The sequence below is a fragment of the Paenibacillus chondroitinus NBRC 15376 genome, assembly GCF_004000765.1.
Lineage (GTDB): Bacteria > Bacillota > Bacilli > Paenibacillales > NBRC-103111 > Paenibacillus_E > Paenibacillus_E chondroitinus.
Genome location: NZ_BILW01000063.1, coordinates 1 through 17302, shown reverse-complemented (window position 1 = coordinate 17302; position 17302 = coordinate 1). Strand labels below are relative to the sequence as shown.

Genomic DNA, 17302 nt, shown 5'->3' with positions numbered 1-17302 from the left:
TAGGGTTACGTGATAAAATAGCCGTACATTCTTTATTTTGGTAGTATGGTAGCACGTTAACGCACTAAAGTAATAAGAAAGAAAAATAGAACTGAATTTATAGATGTTGAGGTGAGACGGTGTCAAAGCCAAAAGTATTTGAAAAGCCGTTAGGGGTCAAGGATTACTTGCCTGAAGCGGTCACGAAGCTGCGCAACATAGAATACCGTGTACTGGCTTGTATGGAACGTTGGGGATATAACCAGATTCTTACACCTACACTTGAATATTACGATACCGTTGGGGTGGCAAGCTCCACAGAAGATAAGAAACTCTTCAAGCTGCTGGATCGCAAAGGTCAAACGCTGGTACTGCGTTCTGAACTGACAGCTCCGATTGCACGTGTAGCTTCATCTCTATTAAAGGAACGTGCGTTCCCACTTCGTTTATCCTATCATTCGAACGTGTTTCGCGCGATAGAAGAGGAAGCAGGACGGGATTCCGAGTTTTACCAAACAGGTGTTGAACTCATCGGGGATGCTTCGTCAGAGGCTGACGCTGAGGTTGTGGCCTTGGCGGTTGCTTCGCTGCAAGCTGCTGGCGTTGGAACATTCAAAATTGCGCTCGGTCATGTAGGCTTCTTGAACGGATTGTTCCAGGAAACACTGGAAGGCCGCAGTGATGCGCAGCTGAGCTTGAAGGAACATTTGCTTGCTCGTGATTATGTCGGATACCGTGAAGCAATCAAGTCACTGGCCCTTACGCCAGAGGTGGAGCGGGAGTTAATAGGCGTGTTAAGGCTTAGAGGCGGAGATGAAATTTGCGAGCAAGCTCGGATGGTCTCTCAGCACCCTATCGCGCAGGATGCGATTCGACACCTATGCGAAGTGTGGGATGTTCTGAAAGCTTATGGCGTAAGCGAACACGTTGTTATCGATTTAACGATGATTGGAGATTTCTCCTACTATACAGGCATGACATTTGAAGGATATGCGGCAGATCTTGGCTTCCCTGTGTGCAGCGGCGGCAGATACGATAATCTGCTGAGCCAGTTCGGGCGGCCTGCGCCGGCGACGGGTTTCGCGCTAAAGACGAACCGCATTCTTGAAGTGAACGGCGGAGAAGCTGTAGCGACACCTAAGCGCGTGTTGATTGCTTACGATGCTGAGCATCGCGAAGAAGCGCTCCAACTAGCCAAAGCTAAGCGGGGCAGCGAGGAGACGGCTGTGGTAATTACGCAGCTGGTGAGCGAACCAGGGGCTTGGTCGAGCGCGCGATTAGCGAAAGAAGACGGTACCTATGAGGTGCGTGGTATCGCATATCAGGAAGTTATAGCGCTGTTAGCGCAATAAGGCAAACACAAAGCAGGTAGGAGAGCGCAGATTAAGCGCTTTTCCTCCGGCGATCGGAAGGTAGGTTGGAACGGTGGATGAAATACTTAAAGTAGCGATGCCGAAAGGCCGTATTTATAAACAGGCAGCGAAGCTTTTTCATAAAGCGGGGCTGCCGATTCCGGAGGATTTGGAAGAAGGACGCCGGTTAATTATTCCCGTGCATGAAGCGAAAATGGAATTCATTCTGGCTAAGCCTGTGGATGTTCCAACGTATGTCGAATACGGGGTAGCGGATATCGGGGTTGTCGGCAAGGATGTGTTAATGGAGGAAAACCGTAACGTTTACGAGCTGCTGGATTTGGGAATCGCTCGCTGTCGCATGTCGGTGATCGGGCTGCCGGATTGGAAGCAAGTCATCAATCCAAGAGTGGCGACGAAGTATCCGAACGTGGCGTCACAATATTTCCGCGAGCAAGGGCAGCAGGTAGAGGTCATTAAGTTGAACGGCTCTATCGAGCTGGCGCCGCTCATTGGTCTTGCTGACCGTATTGTGGACATGGTAGAGACGGGACAGACGCTCAAAGAGAACGGACTCGTGGAGCAAGAGGAGATTTTTCAAATTACGAGCCGCTTAATTGCGAATCGGGTTAGCTACCGCATGAAGAACGAATCCATTCAGCGGTTGTGTGATATGTTGCAGGCAGTGCTACCTGCGCTGACGAAGGTTTAGAAAGAGAGGAAGATAGCTATGCGGATACTACCCGCCTCGGAATTTGAATTGAAACGCGAGGTCGAATACGGCTCACCGGAGCAAAATGAAACCGTACGCCGCATCATCGATGAGGTGCGGCAGGACGGCGACGCCGCGCTGCGGCGCATGGCGCGGGAGTTCGACCGCGTCGAAGTCGCTGAGCTACGTGTCAGCGACGAAGAGATCCAGGCGGCGTACGCACAGGTCGACGCCGAGTTCTTGGCGGCGCTGCGTCAAGCGGCCGCTAATATTCGTGCGTTTCATGAGAAGCAGAAACGCACGTCATGGATGGACCTGCAGCCGGACGGCAGCCTGCTGGGCCAAATCATCCGACCGCTGAAGCGGGTCGGCTTGTATGTGCCCGGAGGGAAGGCGGCGTACCCGTCCTCCGTGCTGATGAATGCCATCCCCGCGATCGTGGCGGGGGTGCCGGAGATAGCGATGGTGACGCCTCCGGCCACCGCTGGGGAAGAGGGCATCAACCCGCATATCCTCGTGGCGGCAGCCGAAGCGGGTGTGAAAGAGATCTACCGCGCAGGCGGGGCGCAGGCAGTAGCCGCGCTGGCCTACGGCACGGAATCGATCCAGCCGGTCGATAAAATCGTCGGCCCCGGCAATATCTACGTCGCGCTGGCGAAGCGCTTCGTGTTCGGCGTCGTCGATATCGACATGATCGCCGGGCCAACGGACATCGTCGTGCTGGCGGATGAACATGCCGATCCTGAATATGTGGCGGCTGATTTGCTGGCGCAAGCCGAGCATGATGAGATGTCACCGGCTATTCTGGTGACACCGTCGCAGGAGCTAGCCGAATCGGTTCGGCTAGAGCTATGGCGGCAGCTGGATGTGCTGCCGAAGAAAGCGATCGCTGCCGTTTCCACAGCGACCAGAGGAGCGATTCTCCTCGTGGACAGCTTGGACGAGGGTGTTGACGTAGTCAACCGCTTGGCGCCAGAGCATTGCGAGCTGCTAGTGCAGGAGCCTTTTAACCTGCTGCCGCACATTGAGAATGCTGGAGCTATTTTCTTGGGCGCGTACAGCACAGAGCCTGTCGGCGATTATTTCGCCGGGCCGAACCATGTGCTGCCGACGAACGGCACAGCCCGTTTCTCATCCCCGCTGAATGTGGACGATTTTCTGAAAAAATCAAGTGTTATTCACTATAGCAAGGAAGCGCTCATCGCGAACGGCGACATGATTATGACTTTGGCCCGCAATGAAGGGCTGGAAGGCCATGCGAGAGCGGTGGAAGTACGACTCAAGAAGGAAGGGAAGTTGAAATAGATGGCTGAACAGGATAATGTGAGGGCTCGCTCGGCGAGTGTAGCCCGCAAAACGAATGAAACGGATATCAAACTGTCGTTCCAAGTGGATGGGACGGGGATTTCGGAAATTCAAACGGACGTTCCTTTCTTGAATCATATGTTGGATTTGTTCACGAAGCATGGACATTTCGACCTGAACGTTGACGCTAAAGGCGATATCGAAATCGACGATCATCACACGGTTGAGGATATCGGGATTTGCTTGGGCCAAACGTTACGCGAAGCATTAGGTGATAAAAGAGGAATCAAACGTTATGCAAGCGTGTTTGTCCCTATGGATGAGGCGCTCGCGCAGGTCGTTATTGACATCAGCAACCGACCGCATTTTGAGTATCGCGCTCAATATCCTACAGCCAACGTGGGCAGCTTTGAAACGCAGCTTGTTCATGAATTCCTATGGAAGCTGGCGCTGGAAGCCCGCATCACGCTTCATGTGATCGTACATTACGGACAGAACACCCACCACATGATTGAAGCGGTGTTTAAAGCGCTAGGTCGCGCAATCGATGAAGCGACAACGATTGATCCTCGCGTTCAGGGGGTTCCTTCGACGAAGGGAGTGCTGTAAAAATGATCGCGATTATCGATTATGGCATGGGGAATCTACATAGCGTCAGCAAAGCCGTTGAACGACTTGGCTATGAGGCTGTGGTTACAGGCGATGCGGAACAGATTCTTGCTGCTGAAGGGGCTATTCTACCAGGAGTAGGAGCGTTCGGCGATGCGATGGAGCAGCTCCGCGAGTCAGGTCTGAACGATGTCGTTCTTCACTACGCAGAGTCCGGCAAGCCGCTGCTCGGCATTTGCCTCGGCATGCAGCTGCTGTTCGCTTCCAGCGAGGAGCATGGGGATCACGAAGGGCTGGGTCTTCTGCCCGGTTCGGTTGTGCGCTTTCGCGGCGACTATAAGGTGCCGCATATGGGTTGGAACAAGCTGAGCTACAAGCAAAGCGCGAGTCCGATTTTCCAAGGGATTGAAGAGGGACACGTGTACTTCGTGCACTCTTATCACGCCAAGCCGGAGCGCGAAAGCGACCTACTGGCGGTGACGGACTATTATCAGCCGGTGACGGCGATTGTCGGTAGAGACAACGTGTACGGCATGCAGTTCCACCCCGAGAAGAGTGGGGATATCGGCATGCAGCTGTTGAAAAATTTTCTGGCGATGTGCAAGTAGGCGGATAGGTTTTCGTTTTCTTTTTTTCTGCTAAGTTAAGAAGGAGGTGCCATCATGTTAGCCAAAAGAATTATTCCTTGCCTCGACGTCAAGGATGGCCGGGTGGTCAAAGGCGTAAATTTTGTGAATTTACGTGATGCGGGCGATCCCGTGGAGCTAGCAGCGATTTATGATAAAGAAGGCGCGGATGAACTCGTGTTCCTCGACATTTCGGCTTCTGTCGAAGGGCGAGCAACGATGGTGGAGGTTGTCCGGCAAACGGCGGGAGAAATCACGATTCCTTTCACGGTTGGAGGAGGCATCTCCAGCGTAGACGATATGAAGCGCCTGCTTCGTGCAGGAGCGGATAAAATCGGGATCAACACGGCGGCGGTTCGCAATCCTCAGCTAGTGTCGGATGGAGCTCGCAAATTTGGCTCCCAGTGTATCGTCGTGGCGATTGATGCGAAGTTCAACGCGGAGTGGGGCGAGTGGGAAGTGTTCACTCACGGCGGACGCAATGCTACTGGCATTAAGACGCTGGAGTGGGCGAAGCGTATGGAAGAGCTTGGCGCCGGCGAAATTCTGCTGACGAGCATGGATGCGGACGGTACGAAGGATGGGTTCGATCTGAAGCTGACGCGCGCTGTTTCTGAGCTGCTCACCATTCCTGTTATTGCTTCCGGCGGAGCGGGCAGAACGGAACATTTCTACGATGTATTCACCGAAGGCAAAGCCGACGCAGGGCTCGCTGCTACGATTTTTCACTATAAAGAGCTATCGATTCAAGGGGTCAAAGCTGACCTGAAAGGTAAAGGGGTTGAAATTCGATGACATTTTCACTGGAACAGATTAAATATGATGCACATGGATTGGTACCTGCGATTGTACAGGATGCTGTCAGCAAAGAAGTTCTTATGCTGGCTTATATGAACAGCGAATCTTTGCAACGTACGATTCAAACCGGAGACACTTGGTTCTGGAGCCGCTCCCGTGAAGAGCTGTGGAACAAAGGCGCTACTTCGGGTCATACGCAAAAAGTTAAGGCTCTGCGCTATGACTGCGATGCGGATACGCTGCTAGTGCTTGTAGAGCAAGTAGGGCCGGCTTGCCACAATGGCACTTACACTTGCTTCACGGAAAGCATTCCGGTTGAAGGGGCGGCACAAGAAGGAACGGAGCCTGCGGTATCCGGAGATCGATTTGCCATCCTTGGCGAGCTGGAAGCCGTTATTGCTTCACGTGATGCTGAGCGTCCAGAAGGCGCTTATACGACTTACCTTTTCGAAAAAGGTGTCGATAAGATCCTCAAAAAAGTAGGCGAAGAAACGGCGGAAGTTATTATTGCTGCTAAAAATAAAGACAACGACGAGCTTCGCTATGAAGCTAGCGATCTTATTTTTCACTTAATGGTCCTTTTACGTAACAATAAATTGCCATTGGATGATATTATGAAAGAGCTTGCGAATCGGCATGTTAAAAAATAAATAAGACGACCTGGAGTGATATCACGATGTTGATTGATTATCATACACATCATGTGCGCTGCGGTCATGCCTCTGGGGAACTAGAGGAATACGTCAAACGCGGCATCGAGATCGGGCTCACGCAATTAGGGCTGTCTGATCATATGCCGCTTTTGCATGTGGATCCGCAGACCTATTGGCCAGAGATGGCTATGCCGATGGAGGAGCTGCCCCGTTATGTCGAGGAGTGCCTGCATCTGAAAGAGAAGTACAAGGACCAAATTGATATTCGTGTCGGCCTCGAAGGCGATTATATTGAAGGTTATGAGTCGGAAATAGAGGCCATTATTAAAGCGTATCCATGGGATTACGTGATTGGCTCCGTCCATTTTTTGGGCGAGTGGGATATTTCTGATTTTCGTCAGATCGCAGGTTGGGAAGGTAAGGATATTTATGAGGTTTATACCCAATACTACGAGGCAGTGAAGAAAGCAGCCCGTACAGGACTGTATGATTACCTGGGTCATCTCGATATGATCAAGCGATTTGGTTATGTGCCGGATCGCGATACATGGGAGTTGGAGAAAGCCGCGCTGGACACGGTGAAGGAGTGTGGGCTTGCGATTGAGTTGAATGCGTCCGGACTGCGTCATCCTTGCAAAGAGATGTTTCCTAGCCGCCGCATGCTGGAATATTGCCATAAGGTGGGAATCCCGGTGACGCTTGGATCGGATGCTCATCAGCCGGAGCGGTTAGGCCAATATTTGGATGAAGCAAGATCGCTGCTCAAAATGATTGGATTTAACGAAATAGCCACATTTCATGCACGAAATCGACAACTTGTGACTTTTTAAATTCGACACCTTTCATGTATAATGAGTAGGGCGTGAACAATCTATTTAATGAACCTTCGGAGGTAACCATTAACCATGCATAGCGACAATGTTAAAATTTTTTCCGGATCTTCGAATCCGAAGCTTGCGGAACGTATTTGTAAAGAGCTCGGCCAGCCGCTTGGACAAATCAAATTATCCCGTTTTAAAAGCGGAGAAATCTACTGTCTCTACGAAGAAACGATTCGTAACTGTGACGTATTCCTGGTACAAACCTTCTCCCATCCGATTAATGAACATATGATGGAACTCTTGGTCATGATGGATGCGGCAAAAAGAGCTTCTGCAAAAACGATCAACCTTGTCATCCCATATTATGGTTACTCTCGTCAAGAACGCAAGGCTGCTCCGCGTGAGCCGATTTCTGCTAAATTAGTCGCTGACTTGTTCAGTGCGGCAGGCGCACACCGTGTTGTTACGATTGACCTGCATGCACCGGCGATTCAAGGCTTCTTCAATATTCCAGTTGATCATTTGACGGCACTTGACGTTATCAGTGATTGCATTAAAAAGAAAAATCTGCATAACCCGATCATCGTATCTCCAGATGCAGGCCGTGCAACAACGGCTGAGAAAATGGCGAACATCCTGGATGCGCCTTTCGCGATGATGATCAAGAAACGTCCGGAACACAATGAGTCCGTGATTACTCACGTCATTGGTGATGTTGTCGGCCGTACACCGATTATTATCGAGGATCTGATTGATACAGGAACGACGATCGTTAACGTTGTAGAAAGCTTGAAAGAAAGAGGCGCGCACGACGTTTACATCTGTGCAACGCATCCTGTCTTCTCAGGTCCAGCTCTGCAGCGCTTGGATCACCCGAACATCAAAGAAGTGATCATTACGGACTCCATCGCGATTCCGGAAGGACACTCCGATAAATTTAATGTGCTTTCCGTAGCTCCATTGTTATCCGATGCGATCCGCATTATTAATGATGGCGGTTCCTTGTCTTCCTTGTTTAAATACGGCGGCGTATAGGTAAATTGTATAGACCAGATCTTACCTTCGGATAATGTTTTTGGCTTCCAAGCGATCTATGGTATAATTTGAGTTGTAATCAAATTGCCGGAGGTGTCTTGCTATGGAAAAGATTAAGCGTGTGTCCGATGCGCCAAAACCTAAAGTAATCTCAATAAATATGGATGCCGCATTCTTTTTCGAGAGAGCGGTTCAATCTTTGGATCGGTTTCATTATGATAAGGCATTGAAATATTTCCGGCGGGCTGCAGAGTATGAGCAGGATAATCCTGTGAATCACTGCAACCTCGCGGGAGTTCTCTCCGAAATGGGCAATTACGACGAGTCGAACCAAATTTTGCAGCATATCCTTGAAACGATCGATCCCGAGATGACGGAATGTCACTTTTATATGGCGAACAATTACGCCAATATGGAAAATTTCGAGCAGGCAGAACAAGCATTAGTTCGGTATTTGGAAACGGACCCTACGGGTCAGTTTATGGACGAATCCGAAGAAATGATGGAAATGCTGAGCTACGAGCTTGAACGGCCTGCCCCTCTCACTAGCATCAAGAGTCGAGAAGGGCTCTTCGAGCATGATAAAGCCCGCGCTCTTCTGGAAGAAGGGAAATTCGCCGAGGCCGTGAGGCAGTTGGAGAAGCTGGTGACGAATCAGCCTGAATTCACTGCAGCACGGAACAACTTAGCCCTCGCCTATTATTATATGGGCCAATTCGATAAGGCGATGGAAACCATCCGCGCGGTGCTCGAAATTGATGCTGGGAATTTGCATGCCCTGTGTAACATGGCCATCTTCCATCAGCATTTCGGTAATAAGAAAGAGCTGGCGGAGTTAACGGAGCTCTTATGCAAAACGTATCCGTTTCAGCAGGATCATGTCTTTAAGCTTGCTACGACAATGGGGATTCTTTCTCAACATGAGAAAGCGTACCATCTGTTCAAGCGTCTGCTGAAAGCTGGTGACGGTGCGGCAGATCCTTGCTTGTACCACTATGCAGCAGTAGCAGCTTGTCATCTGGGGCGGTTCGATGAAGCTTATCGGTACTGGAAGCAAACCCAGAAGCTGGATCCCGGCGCTGAGATCTCCAAGTTTTACTTGGATCAACTGCGAACAAGAGAGATGGCGGAAGGTCCATTAACTTGGAGCTATCATTACCACCTGCCCTTTGAAGAGCAGTTTCGCGTGTTGGAGAAATCCACGCAAGGCATTCCTGATCAGTTGAAGAAAGATCCGCTTGTGCGCTCCTCCTTCTTCTGGGCATTACGTCATGGAGATATCGAAACGAAGCTGCAGGTTATTCAGGCCTTTGGTCTGATTGCCGACGGTGAAGTGAGAGATGCGCTGCAGGACTTCATTCTGGATCGCCACGAGGATGACTATTTGAAGAAAGTAGCCATTTTTGTGCTTCGCAGCATGGGGATTCGGGAGTCCATTCCTGCTTTCCTTGAAAATGAAGAGATTATGGTGGAAGCTTCACCCTACTCGCCGCACTTGCCTATTTGGGATGTCAAATGGCAAAGCGTAATGGAAACAGCGCTTTCTCACATGCATAAGCGCTACGATATGGTGCAACAGTATGATTTAGAAATCCTTTGGGTGGAATTTCTGACGAAGATGTATCCGTCTGTGCCCAAAATTCAAAAATCGGAAGGCTGGGCAGCGGCGTTGGAATACTTGATTGCCAAGATGCATCGCCGAGCAATTTCGTATCAAGAGGTTTCTGCGCGTTATGGCGTGACGGTCTCGACTGTCAGCCGCAACGTGAAACTGATTGATGATACTTGCGGCCTACGCGAGAAGATGGAAGCCATTTTCGACAAATTTACGAGCATTTGATAGCTGGGTTTTTGCCGTGTCGTGAGACCCGGCTTTCATACATAGATGTATGCATACTAAAGATAGCTTTCTTGATGGAAAGCAACTAGGAGGGAAACCAAATGTACAAATCAGTCGTCGTAGGAACAGGACCATCCGGTCTAACAGCAGCCATTTATCTAGCTCGTGCTAACCTTAGCCCACTTGTTATTGAGGGTCCGGAGCCAGGCGGGCAATTGACCACTACCACCGAGGTAGAGAACTTCCCAGGTTTCCCTGAAGGCATTATGGGTCCTGAATTAATGGAAAACATGCGCAAACAAGCGGAACGCTTTGGCGCTGAATTCAAAACAGGCTGGGTCAATTCCGTTGAGCTAACCACTCGTCCATTCAAATTGCAAGTTGAAGGTCTGGGCGAGATTGAAACAGAAACATTGATCATTTCCACAGGCGCTTCCGCTAAGTTGCTCGGGATCGGCAACGAGAAAGAAAATATCGGACGCGGCGTAAGTACTTGCGCAACGTGTGACGGCTTCTTTTTCCGCGGCAAAAAGATTATCGTCGTTGGTGGCGGAGACTCCGCTATGGAAGAGGCGAACTTCTTGACTCGCTTTGCTTCCGAGGTACGTCTGGTTCATCGTCGCGATGAGCTGCGCGCTTCCAAAATCATGCAAGATCGCGCGCGTGGTAACGAGAAAGTGAAATGGGCGCTGAACAATACACCGCTTGAAGTTGTATCCGGCGAGAAAGGTGTTACAGGTCTGAAAGTGAAAAATAATACCACTGGAGAAGAAGAAATTATCGAAACAGATGGTATTTTCGTAGCGATCGGTCATACACCGAATACGAAGTTCCTAGGCGGACAAATTGATACCGATGAGCTTGGCTACATCATTGTGAAGCCAGGCACGACGGAAACGAATATTCCTGGCGTTTTCGCTTGCGGCGACGTACAAGATACCAAATATCGCCAAGCGATCACAGCAGCGGGAAGTGGCTGCGCGGCAGCCCTGGAAGCTGAGAAATTCCTTGAAGGCCATATCGTACACGATTGGAGTCAATCGCTGTAAGAGGGTACAGAAAACGTGGAAGGCGATGCTTTCCACGTTTTCTCATTTCATTGGGGAATAGTTGAATCTTGACCTGTATACAGGGTTGTCTTATAGTTTAAACAGGAGCATATGCCCGAAAATTTTAATGATTATTCATGAGGTGACCTTGCAAATGTCAAATCAGATTTATATCGGTGTAGATTTAGGCGGTACCAACATTAAAGTCGGTATCTGCGACGAGCAGGGGAAGCTGCTGCAAACGTTAGAAGGGCCTACAGGCGCAGAGAATGGCGCTGAGTCAGTCATTGGTCGAATTGCGGCGCAAGTGCGACAAATTGTCGAAGAATCTCCTTATGAATGGGAGCAAGTTGCGGGTATCGGTGCGGGGTTAGCCGGATTCATGGATATTCCGGAAGGATTCGTCAAATTCTCTCCAAATTTGAATTGGCATAATGTCCCTGCCAAGAAAATGTTGGAAACGCTTCTGGGCAAGAACGTGAAAATCGACAACGATGCCAACGTGGCAGCGTTAGGCGAAGCATGGGCTGGAGCAGGTGCTGGGATCCCGAATGTAGTTTGCTATACGCTGGGAACCGGTGTTGGCGGCGGTATTATTATTAACGGTAAAATCTATCAAGGTTCCGCGGGTATGGCTGGCGAACTTGGACACATGTCGGTTGTGCCGGATATCGAAGCAATTCAATGTGGATGCGGACAAATGGGTTGTTTGGAGACGGTATCCTCAGCAACAGGTATCGTTCGTATGGCCAAAGAAGCGGTTGAACGCGGAGAGCGTACTTCTCTTGCGCTTCATGAGAAAATTGAAGCGAAGCATGTATTCGACGCTGCAAAAAGCGGAGACGAAGTGTCTCTTCGCATCGTGAACCGTGCTGCTTACTATCTTGGACGCTCTATGGCGGCACTCGCTGTCGTTGTTAACCCGAAACGTTTCATCATCGGCGGCGGCGTATCCAAAGCAGGCGAAATTCTGTTCCAACCAATCCGCGATACATTCAAGAAATACACACCGGAAGCAGCTGCTGAAGGCGTGGAGATTGTTGCCGCTACACTTGGTAATGACGCTGGTGTCGTAGGCGCTGCCGGTTTGAACTTGCGTTAGAAGCTAGACTGACAAGTACGGTTCGCATGGCTGATGGCAGGGACTTCGGCCTGCGAAAGCACTCCAAAGGAAGGTGCCATTCATGGAAGAGAACCACCCTTTAGCGAAACTGGTCATTATTACAGGAATGTCGGGTGCTGGAAAGACAATTGCGGTGCAGAGCCTCGAGGATCTCGGATTTTTCTGCGTCGATAATTTACCGCCTGTCCTTATTCCGAAATTCGCTGAGTTGATCGTACAGTCGATGGGGAAAATCGGCAAAGTCGCACTGGTGATTGATTTGCGGGGGCGTGAATTTTTCACTGCACTTCAGGAGTCGCTTCGATATATCCATGAGAATTACACGCTAAGTTATGAAATTCTTTTCTTAGATGCTACCGATGCGACACTTGTTCAACGCTACAAAGAGAGCCGACGCCGGCATCCGCTTGCGCCCGAAGGTGCTCCACTCGAAGGCATTGGGCTTGAACGCAAGCTGCTGGAGGAGCTCAAAGGTCTGGCTACACAGGTTATTGACACCAGTACCTTGAAACCGGTGCAGCTCAAAGAAAGAATTATTTCCCGGTTTACCAATTTGGAAACCAACCGCATATCTATAAATGTAATCTCTTTCGGATTTAAGTATGGTGTACCCATTGATGCTGATTTAATCTTCGATGTTCGCTTCTTGCCGAATCCCCATTATGTGGAACAGCTTCGCCCGCAGACAGGTCAAGACCCCGATGTGTACGACTACGTGATGAAATGGACCGAGACGCAAGAGTTTCTGACAAAATTGCTTGATATGCTGAACTTCCTGATGCCTCAATACAAGAAAGAAGGCAAAAGCCAGGTTGTTGTGGGGATAGGCTGTACAGGAGGGAAACATCGTTCCGTAGCCATTACCGAATACCTGGGTAAGGTTCTGGGGAACAGTGAAACGGAAGCTGTGCGTTTGAGTCATCGAGATGCCGAGCGGGACCGGGTATAAGGCGTCCTAACGATTAAGAGGGTGAATGAAGGATGAAATATGAAAAATCACAGCGCACTCCCAGAATAGTCGTAATCGGCGGCGGCACAGGTCTTTCCGTAATGCTTAGAGGTTTGAAGGAAAAGCCAGTTGATATTACTGCTATCGTTACGGTAGCGGACGACGGAGGAAGCTCCGGCATTCTCCGCAATGAGATGCAGATGCCCCCTCCAGGGGATATTCGCAACGTATTGACCTCACTTGCTGATGTCGAGCCTCTGCTGTCTTTAATGCTGCAGTATCGATTTCAAGTGGGAACAGGTTTAGCTGGGCACAGTCTGGGAAATCTAATATTAGCGGCGCTCACTGACATTACCGGTGATTTCGTAACGGCCGTGCAAGAAATGAACCGGGTATTCGCGGTTCGGGGGCGGGTTATTCCGGCTTCCAATCAAGCGATCGTGTTGAAAGCGATAATGGAAGATGGTACTTTAGTCATAGGGGAATCCAAAATTCCCAAAGCGGAAGGGCGCATTAAGCAAGTGTTCATTGAACCCGCGAACGTGACGCCGCTGGCGGACGCAATTCTTGCTATCCGCGATGCGGATGCGATTCTTTGCGGCCCAGGCAGTTTATACACGAGTTTGCTGCCGAATCTGCTTGTTCCGGGTATTGCGGAGGAGATCGCCAAATCGAAAGCAGTGAAAATGTTCATTTGCAATGTCATGACGCAGCCTGGGGAAACCGATGACTACTCCGTCAGCGATCACCTTGATGCGGTATATGATCATCTCAAGCGGCATCTGTTCGATTATGTGATCGTAAACAATGGCGAAATTCCACCGCAAGTTCAGGCGAGATATGCCGAAAAAGGTTCGAAAGCGGTTCACTTGGATTTGGATGAAGTCACGAAAAGAGGGTATCGGGTCATTGCTGACCGACTTGTGCTATTCCGCACGTACCTTCGACATGACGCTGAGAAATTGAGTGACCATATTTATCAGCTTGTCGAAAGCTGGATGTCAAGGAAGAAGTGAGTCTCATGTCCTTTGCGGCAACAACCAAAAAAGAATTGACCTTAATAACCGAAGCGGAAGCGTGTTGTGAAAAAGCGGAGTTATCTGCTTTAATTCGCATGAATGGGTCGGTTCAGTTAACGAACCAGCGCGTTGTTCTCGATATCTCTACCGAAAACGCTGCTATCGCCAGACGTATATACTCGCTCATCAAAAAGACGTACAAACTGCACACCGAACTGCTCGTGCGCAAGAAAATGCGTTTGAAGAAGAATAATGTATATATTGTTCGAGTACCTGGTCAAGTGCAAGAGCTGCTCAGTGATCTGAAAATCGTTTCTGAAGGATTTATCTTTACGACAGGAATCAACAAAGAAATTATTAAGGGCAACTGCTGCAAACGCGCTTATCTCCGCGGAGCTTTCATGGCCGGCGGCTCGGTGAATAATCCCGAAGGATCTTCCTATCATCTTGAAATTGCCTCGATCTATGAGGAGCATTGCAAGGCGCTGGCGCATCTAGCCAACAAATTCGACTTGAATGCCCGCTTTATCGAGCGTAAGAAAGGGTTCGTTCTGTACATCAAGGAAGGCGAGAAGATTATTGAGTTTCTCAGTATCATTGGGGCACATCAAGCGTTGCTGCGCTTCGAGGATGTCCGGATCATGAAGGACATGCGGAACTCAGTGAATCGGATTGTCAATTGTGAAACAGCGAATCTGAACAAGACGATCGGAGCGGCGGTGAGGCAGATCGAGAACATTCGGCTTTTACAAAGAGAGGTTGGACTTGACAGTTTGCCAGAGAAATTGAGAGAGGTTGCCGAAATCAGACTTCAGCATCCCGATTTGAATCTCAAGGAAGTTGGCGATATGCTTAAGGGCAATGTCAGTAAATCCGGCGTCAATCATCGCCTGCGAAAAATTGACGAATTGGCTGAAAAACAGCGGAATTCTTAGTTTTTACGGGACTGAACACGATGTAAATAAGTTTTTCTCATTTTTTCTAGTGTACTTGAGGGAAAAATGGTATAATGTTATAACATAAGGAATAGCACTGTTATCAGTAGTAATTCATATAAGCGCCACACTAGGGGGAATTAGTTCCATGTCCAGACGTCCAGTCGTTGTGAAGTTGAGAACAGGACTTCATGCCAGACCTGCGGCATTGTTTGTTCAAGAGGCGAATAAGTTTTCATCTGAGATCTTCGTTGAGAAAGATGAGAAGAAAGTGAATGCCAAGAGCATCATGGGAATTATGAGTCTCGCGATCAGCACAGGGACCGAAGTCTTCATAAGTGCAGAAGGTTCGGATGCAGAGCAGGCTGTAAACGCTTTAGTCACGTTAGTTAGCAAGGAAGAATTGGAAAACCAATAATCCTTCAAAAGCTTCCTTTCGAGGAGGCTTTTTTGCAATTGACCGCTGCTTTTTGGCAGTTACGGTTAATAAGTGTCAATCTTGTTAACATTCGAATAGACTAGCAACCTTTTTCTCTTGGCGGCGTCTAATGAACGTGGTCAATGAAGGAAAGGGCTATTTGCTTTGCCCTCTATCTCGCATACCTCGCATACTAAGGCAAAAGGAGTTAGAGAGAGAATGAAATGGAATGCTTTAAGGAAAGAAATTACTGTTATGCTCGCTTTACTAGTGTTTCTGGCTAGTGCGATTTCAGCACCAGCAGCGCATGCCGTATCGGCGAGTTCGTCCTTTATTTTACTTTATATCGATAAGTCAGAAGCTTTCGTGAATGAGGATCAGATTCATTTGGAGTCGCCAGCTACGATTATCAACGGCAGTACTTTTGTTCCTGCCAAGTTCTTGGGCGATACCATGGGCTTCAAGGTAGAGTGGAATAACGATTCCCGGACGATTCAAATGACACCTCCAGGCTACAACATCGTGCTGGATGCTGACCATAAGACAGTTACGACTAATGGCGTGGATACGCCTTTTAACTCGGTTGCTGCCATTGTGAACGGGAAGCTTCTGGTCAAGCTGACATGGCTTGCGGATTACATGGGCGCAAAGTACACGTACAACAGTGAATTGCGTCGTGTAGAAATTGTCCACTTTAAGACGCCTGAGGGCATCTACATTGATCAAGACAGCAATTCCAGACCTGTAGCCAAGTTCGCAACTGCGAAGCCTACTTACCGCCTTGGAGAGCCTGTGAAGTATGTGGATTTGAGCTACGATCCAGATGCGGAAGGTATTGCATCCTATGATTGGGTTGGCAAAGAGGAAGCATTCTTCAAACCAGGCAAATATCCGGTCACTTTGACCGTAAAGGATCGCCATGGACACGAAAGTAAATTATTTAAAAGTTATGTAACGGTTGAGGATGTACCTTATTTAAATCAAGTAGAGTACCCGATTTATACAGCTCCTGTGGGCAGTTTCATCAAATCGGATTGGGGAACTATTTGGTCCCATTTCAACGAGCTGCCGATGCTTCCAAAGAAAGTAACAGAGCTGACTGACCGCACATTGCTGGTAAGTGATAGTCCCGAAGAGTTTACGGAAAAAGGCATTCTGTATCAGGACAAAATCAATGGGAAAGCGCGTTTGTATGCTGACCATATCAACGGCACGAAACAAATCATGACGATGGCGATCTTCGCCACGAATAATACGGATAAACCGGTAACCATCAAGACGACGAATAAAGGTGAGGTTTACCCTTCCGTTTACGCTAACTTGATTGGCAGCGAAGCTTCTGTAGACTTCCTGTTGAACAATGTGTACACAGATACAATGACGGTTGCTCCTCATGAGACGTATGTATATGCGAAGCTTCCAGACTTTTATCCAGGGCAAGGCGTGAACTTGTTCTATGATGTCGAAACAAATGGCGAGTTGCAAATGTCTTTCGCAGTAACGGATCAAAGGTTAACGTCGAATACAGTGAAGGAACTTCCTTTGTTGGCTTTCAATGGTCATGTGAGGGGGACTTTCCCGGTATCCGAAATCAAGTGGGACATTGATGCGGCGAGTTTCGCCAAAACATCGGTGCTGACGATAGGCGATAATAAGACCGACCCGTTTGTCAAAGGTTATGACGTGATGCGCAAGCAGAACGTAGAGAACGGCGGAAACTATGGTGTCGTTTATAAAATCCATTCGGATAAGCCGCGCAAAATGGCTGTTATGATTATGGCTAGAGGCGGCGTGTTCAAAGGGCCGTTCAAAATTAACGGCGAGATCGTTCCGGTTCCGAGCTCCGGTGTCATTACCGCGTTTGACGGCATGGAAGTGCTGGCTCGCACGACGGGCACGGAAGACGCGCTGGATATTGAGTTCACGCCTCCGGCAGGCTCAGCGTTCCCGATTGACCTTATTTTCTACCCATTGGATGAGAAAAAGTAAGTAATAGTTAAGAGCCTTGGAGATTCTATCGTCTCGCTTGAAAATCGGCAGATTTTCGGGTGGATAGGAGCCTCTGAGGCTCTTTTTTTT

17 protein-coding genes are annotated in these 17302 nt (G+C 49.1%); all 17 read left to right on the top strand.

Annotated elements, in window-relative coordinates:
• Window positions 1-119: 119 nt before the first annotated feature.
• Window positions 120-1331 (top strand): ATP phosphoribosyltransferase regulatory subunit, encoded by a 1212-nt coding sequence (locus PCH02S_RS33145; protein ID WP_127458375.1) that lies wholly within the window; start codon window positions 120-122, stop codon window positions 1329-1331.
• Between the two features lie 73 nt (window positions 1332-1404).
• A complete protein-coding gene (gene hisG / locus PCH02S_RS33140; protein WP_127458374.1) occupies window positions 1405-2043 on the top strand; it encodes an ATP phosphoribosyltransferase in 639 nt (212 codons plus the stop codon).
• 18 nt (window positions 2044-2061) lie between these two features.
• The gene (hisD, locus tag PCH02S_RS33135; RefSeq protein ID WP_127458373.1) at window positions 2062-3348 is read left to right on the top strand and encodes a histidinol dehydrogenase; all 1287 of its coding nucleotides are present in this window, start codon (window positions 2062-2064) and stop codon (window positions 3346-3348) included.
• Window positions 3349-3957 (top strand): imidazoleglycerol-phosphate dehydratase HisB, encoded by a 609-nt coding sequence (gene hisB / locus PCH02S_RS33130; protein ID WP_127458372.1) that lies wholly within the window; start codon window positions 3349-3351, stop codon window positions 3955-3957.
• 2 nt (window positions 3958-3959) lie between these two features.
• On the top strand, window positions 3960-4565 hold the full coding sequence (gene hisH / locus PCH02S_RS33125) for an imidazole glycerol phosphate synthase subunit HisH (protein ID WP_127458371.1): 606 nt from the start codon (window positions 3960-3962) through the stop codon (window positions 4563-4565).
• A gap of 54 nt (window positions 4566-4619) precedes the next feature.
• Window positions 4620-5378: an imidazole glycerol phosphate synthase subunit HisF gene (hisF, locus tag PCH02S_RS33120; protein ID WP_127458370.1), complete on the top strand. Its 759-nt coding sequence runs from the start codon at window positions 4620-4622 to the stop codon at window positions 5376-5378.
• Window positions 5375-6031: a bifunctional phosphoribosyl-AMP cyclohydrolase/phosphoribosyl-ATP diphosphatase HisIE gene (gene hisIE, locus PCH02S_RS33115; RefSeq protein WP_127458369.1), complete on the top strand. Its 657-nt coding sequence runs from the start codon at window positions 5375-5377 to the stop codon at window positions 6029-6031. Before hisF ends, hisIE begins: the two co-directional genes overlap by 4 nt.
• A 26-nt stretch (window positions 6032-6057) precedes the next feature.
• Window positions 6058-6864 carry a histidinol-phosphatase HisJ gene (gene hisJ, locus PCH02S_RS33110; protein WP_127458368.1) on the top strand — a complete coding sequence of 269 codons (807 nt, stop codon included), beginning with the start codon at window positions 6058-6060 and terminating at the stop codon, window positions 6862-6864.
• A 75-nt stretch (window positions 6865-6939) separates the two neighbouring features.
• The gene (locus tag PCH02S_RS33105; RefSeq protein WP_127458367.1) at window positions 6940-7890 is read left to right on the top strand and encodes a ribose-phosphate diphosphokinase; all 951 of its coding nucleotides are present in this window, start codon (window positions 6940-6942) and stop codon (window positions 7888-7890) included.
• A gap of 103 nt (window positions 7891-7993) precedes the next feature.
• Window positions 7994-9730 carry a tetratricopeptide repeat protein gene (locus PCH02S_RS33100; RefSeq protein WP_127458366.1) on the top strand — a complete coding sequence of 579 codons (1737 nt, stop codon included), beginning with the start codon at window positions 7994-7996 and terminating at the stop codon, window positions 9728-9730.
• A gap of 101 nt (window positions 9731-9831) precedes the next feature.
• Window positions 9832-10779, top strand: a complete 948-nt coding sequence (gene trxB, locus PCH02S_RS33095) for a thioredoxin-disulfide reductase (protein ID WP_127458365.1) — start codon at window positions 9832-9834, stop codon at window positions 10777-10779.
• A 154-nt stretch (window positions 10780-10933) separates the two neighbouring features.
• Complete coding sequence (locus PCH02S_RS33090) at window positions 10934-11881, top strand: ROK family glucokinase (protein WP_127458364.1); 948 nt, start codon at window positions 10934-10936, stop codon at window positions 11879-11881.
• Between the two features lie 82 nt (window positions 11882-11963).
• Window positions 11964-12851 carry an RNase adapter RapZ gene (gene rapZ / locus PCH02S_RS33085; protein ID WP_127458363.1) on the top strand — a complete coding sequence of 296 codons (888 nt, stop codon included), beginning with the start codon at window positions 11964-11966 and terminating at the stop codon, window positions 12849-12851.
• 32 nt (window positions 12852-12883) lie between these two features.
• The gene (locus tag PCH02S_RS33080; RefSeq protein ID WP_127458362.1) at window positions 12884-13867 is read left to right on the top strand and encodes a gluconeogenesis factor YvcK family protein; all 984 of its coding nucleotides are present in this window, start codon (window positions 12884-12886) and stop codon (window positions 13865-13867) included.
• 5 nt (window positions 13868-13872) lie between these two features.
• Window positions 13873-14805, top strand: coding sequence for a DNA-binding protein WhiA (gene whiA / locus PCH02S_RS33075; RefSeq protein WP_127458361.1), 933 nt, complete (start codon window positions 13873-13875; stop codon window positions 14803-14805).
• Window positions 14806-14953: 148 nt separating this feature from the next.
• Entirely contained in the window at window positions 14954-15223 is a 270-nt protein-coding gene (locus PCH02S_RS33070; RefSeq protein ID WP_028555561.1) for an HPr family phosphocarrier protein, read from the top strand.
• A 219-nt stretch (window positions 15224-15442) separates the two neighbouring features.
• The gene (locus PCH02S_RS33065) at window positions 15443-17212 is read left to right on the top strand and encodes a stalk domain-containing protein (protein ID WP_127458360.1); all 1770 of its coding nucleotides are present in this window, start codon (window positions 15443-15445) and stop codon (window positions 17210-17212) included.
• Window positions 17213-17302: the final 90 nt, after the last annotated feature.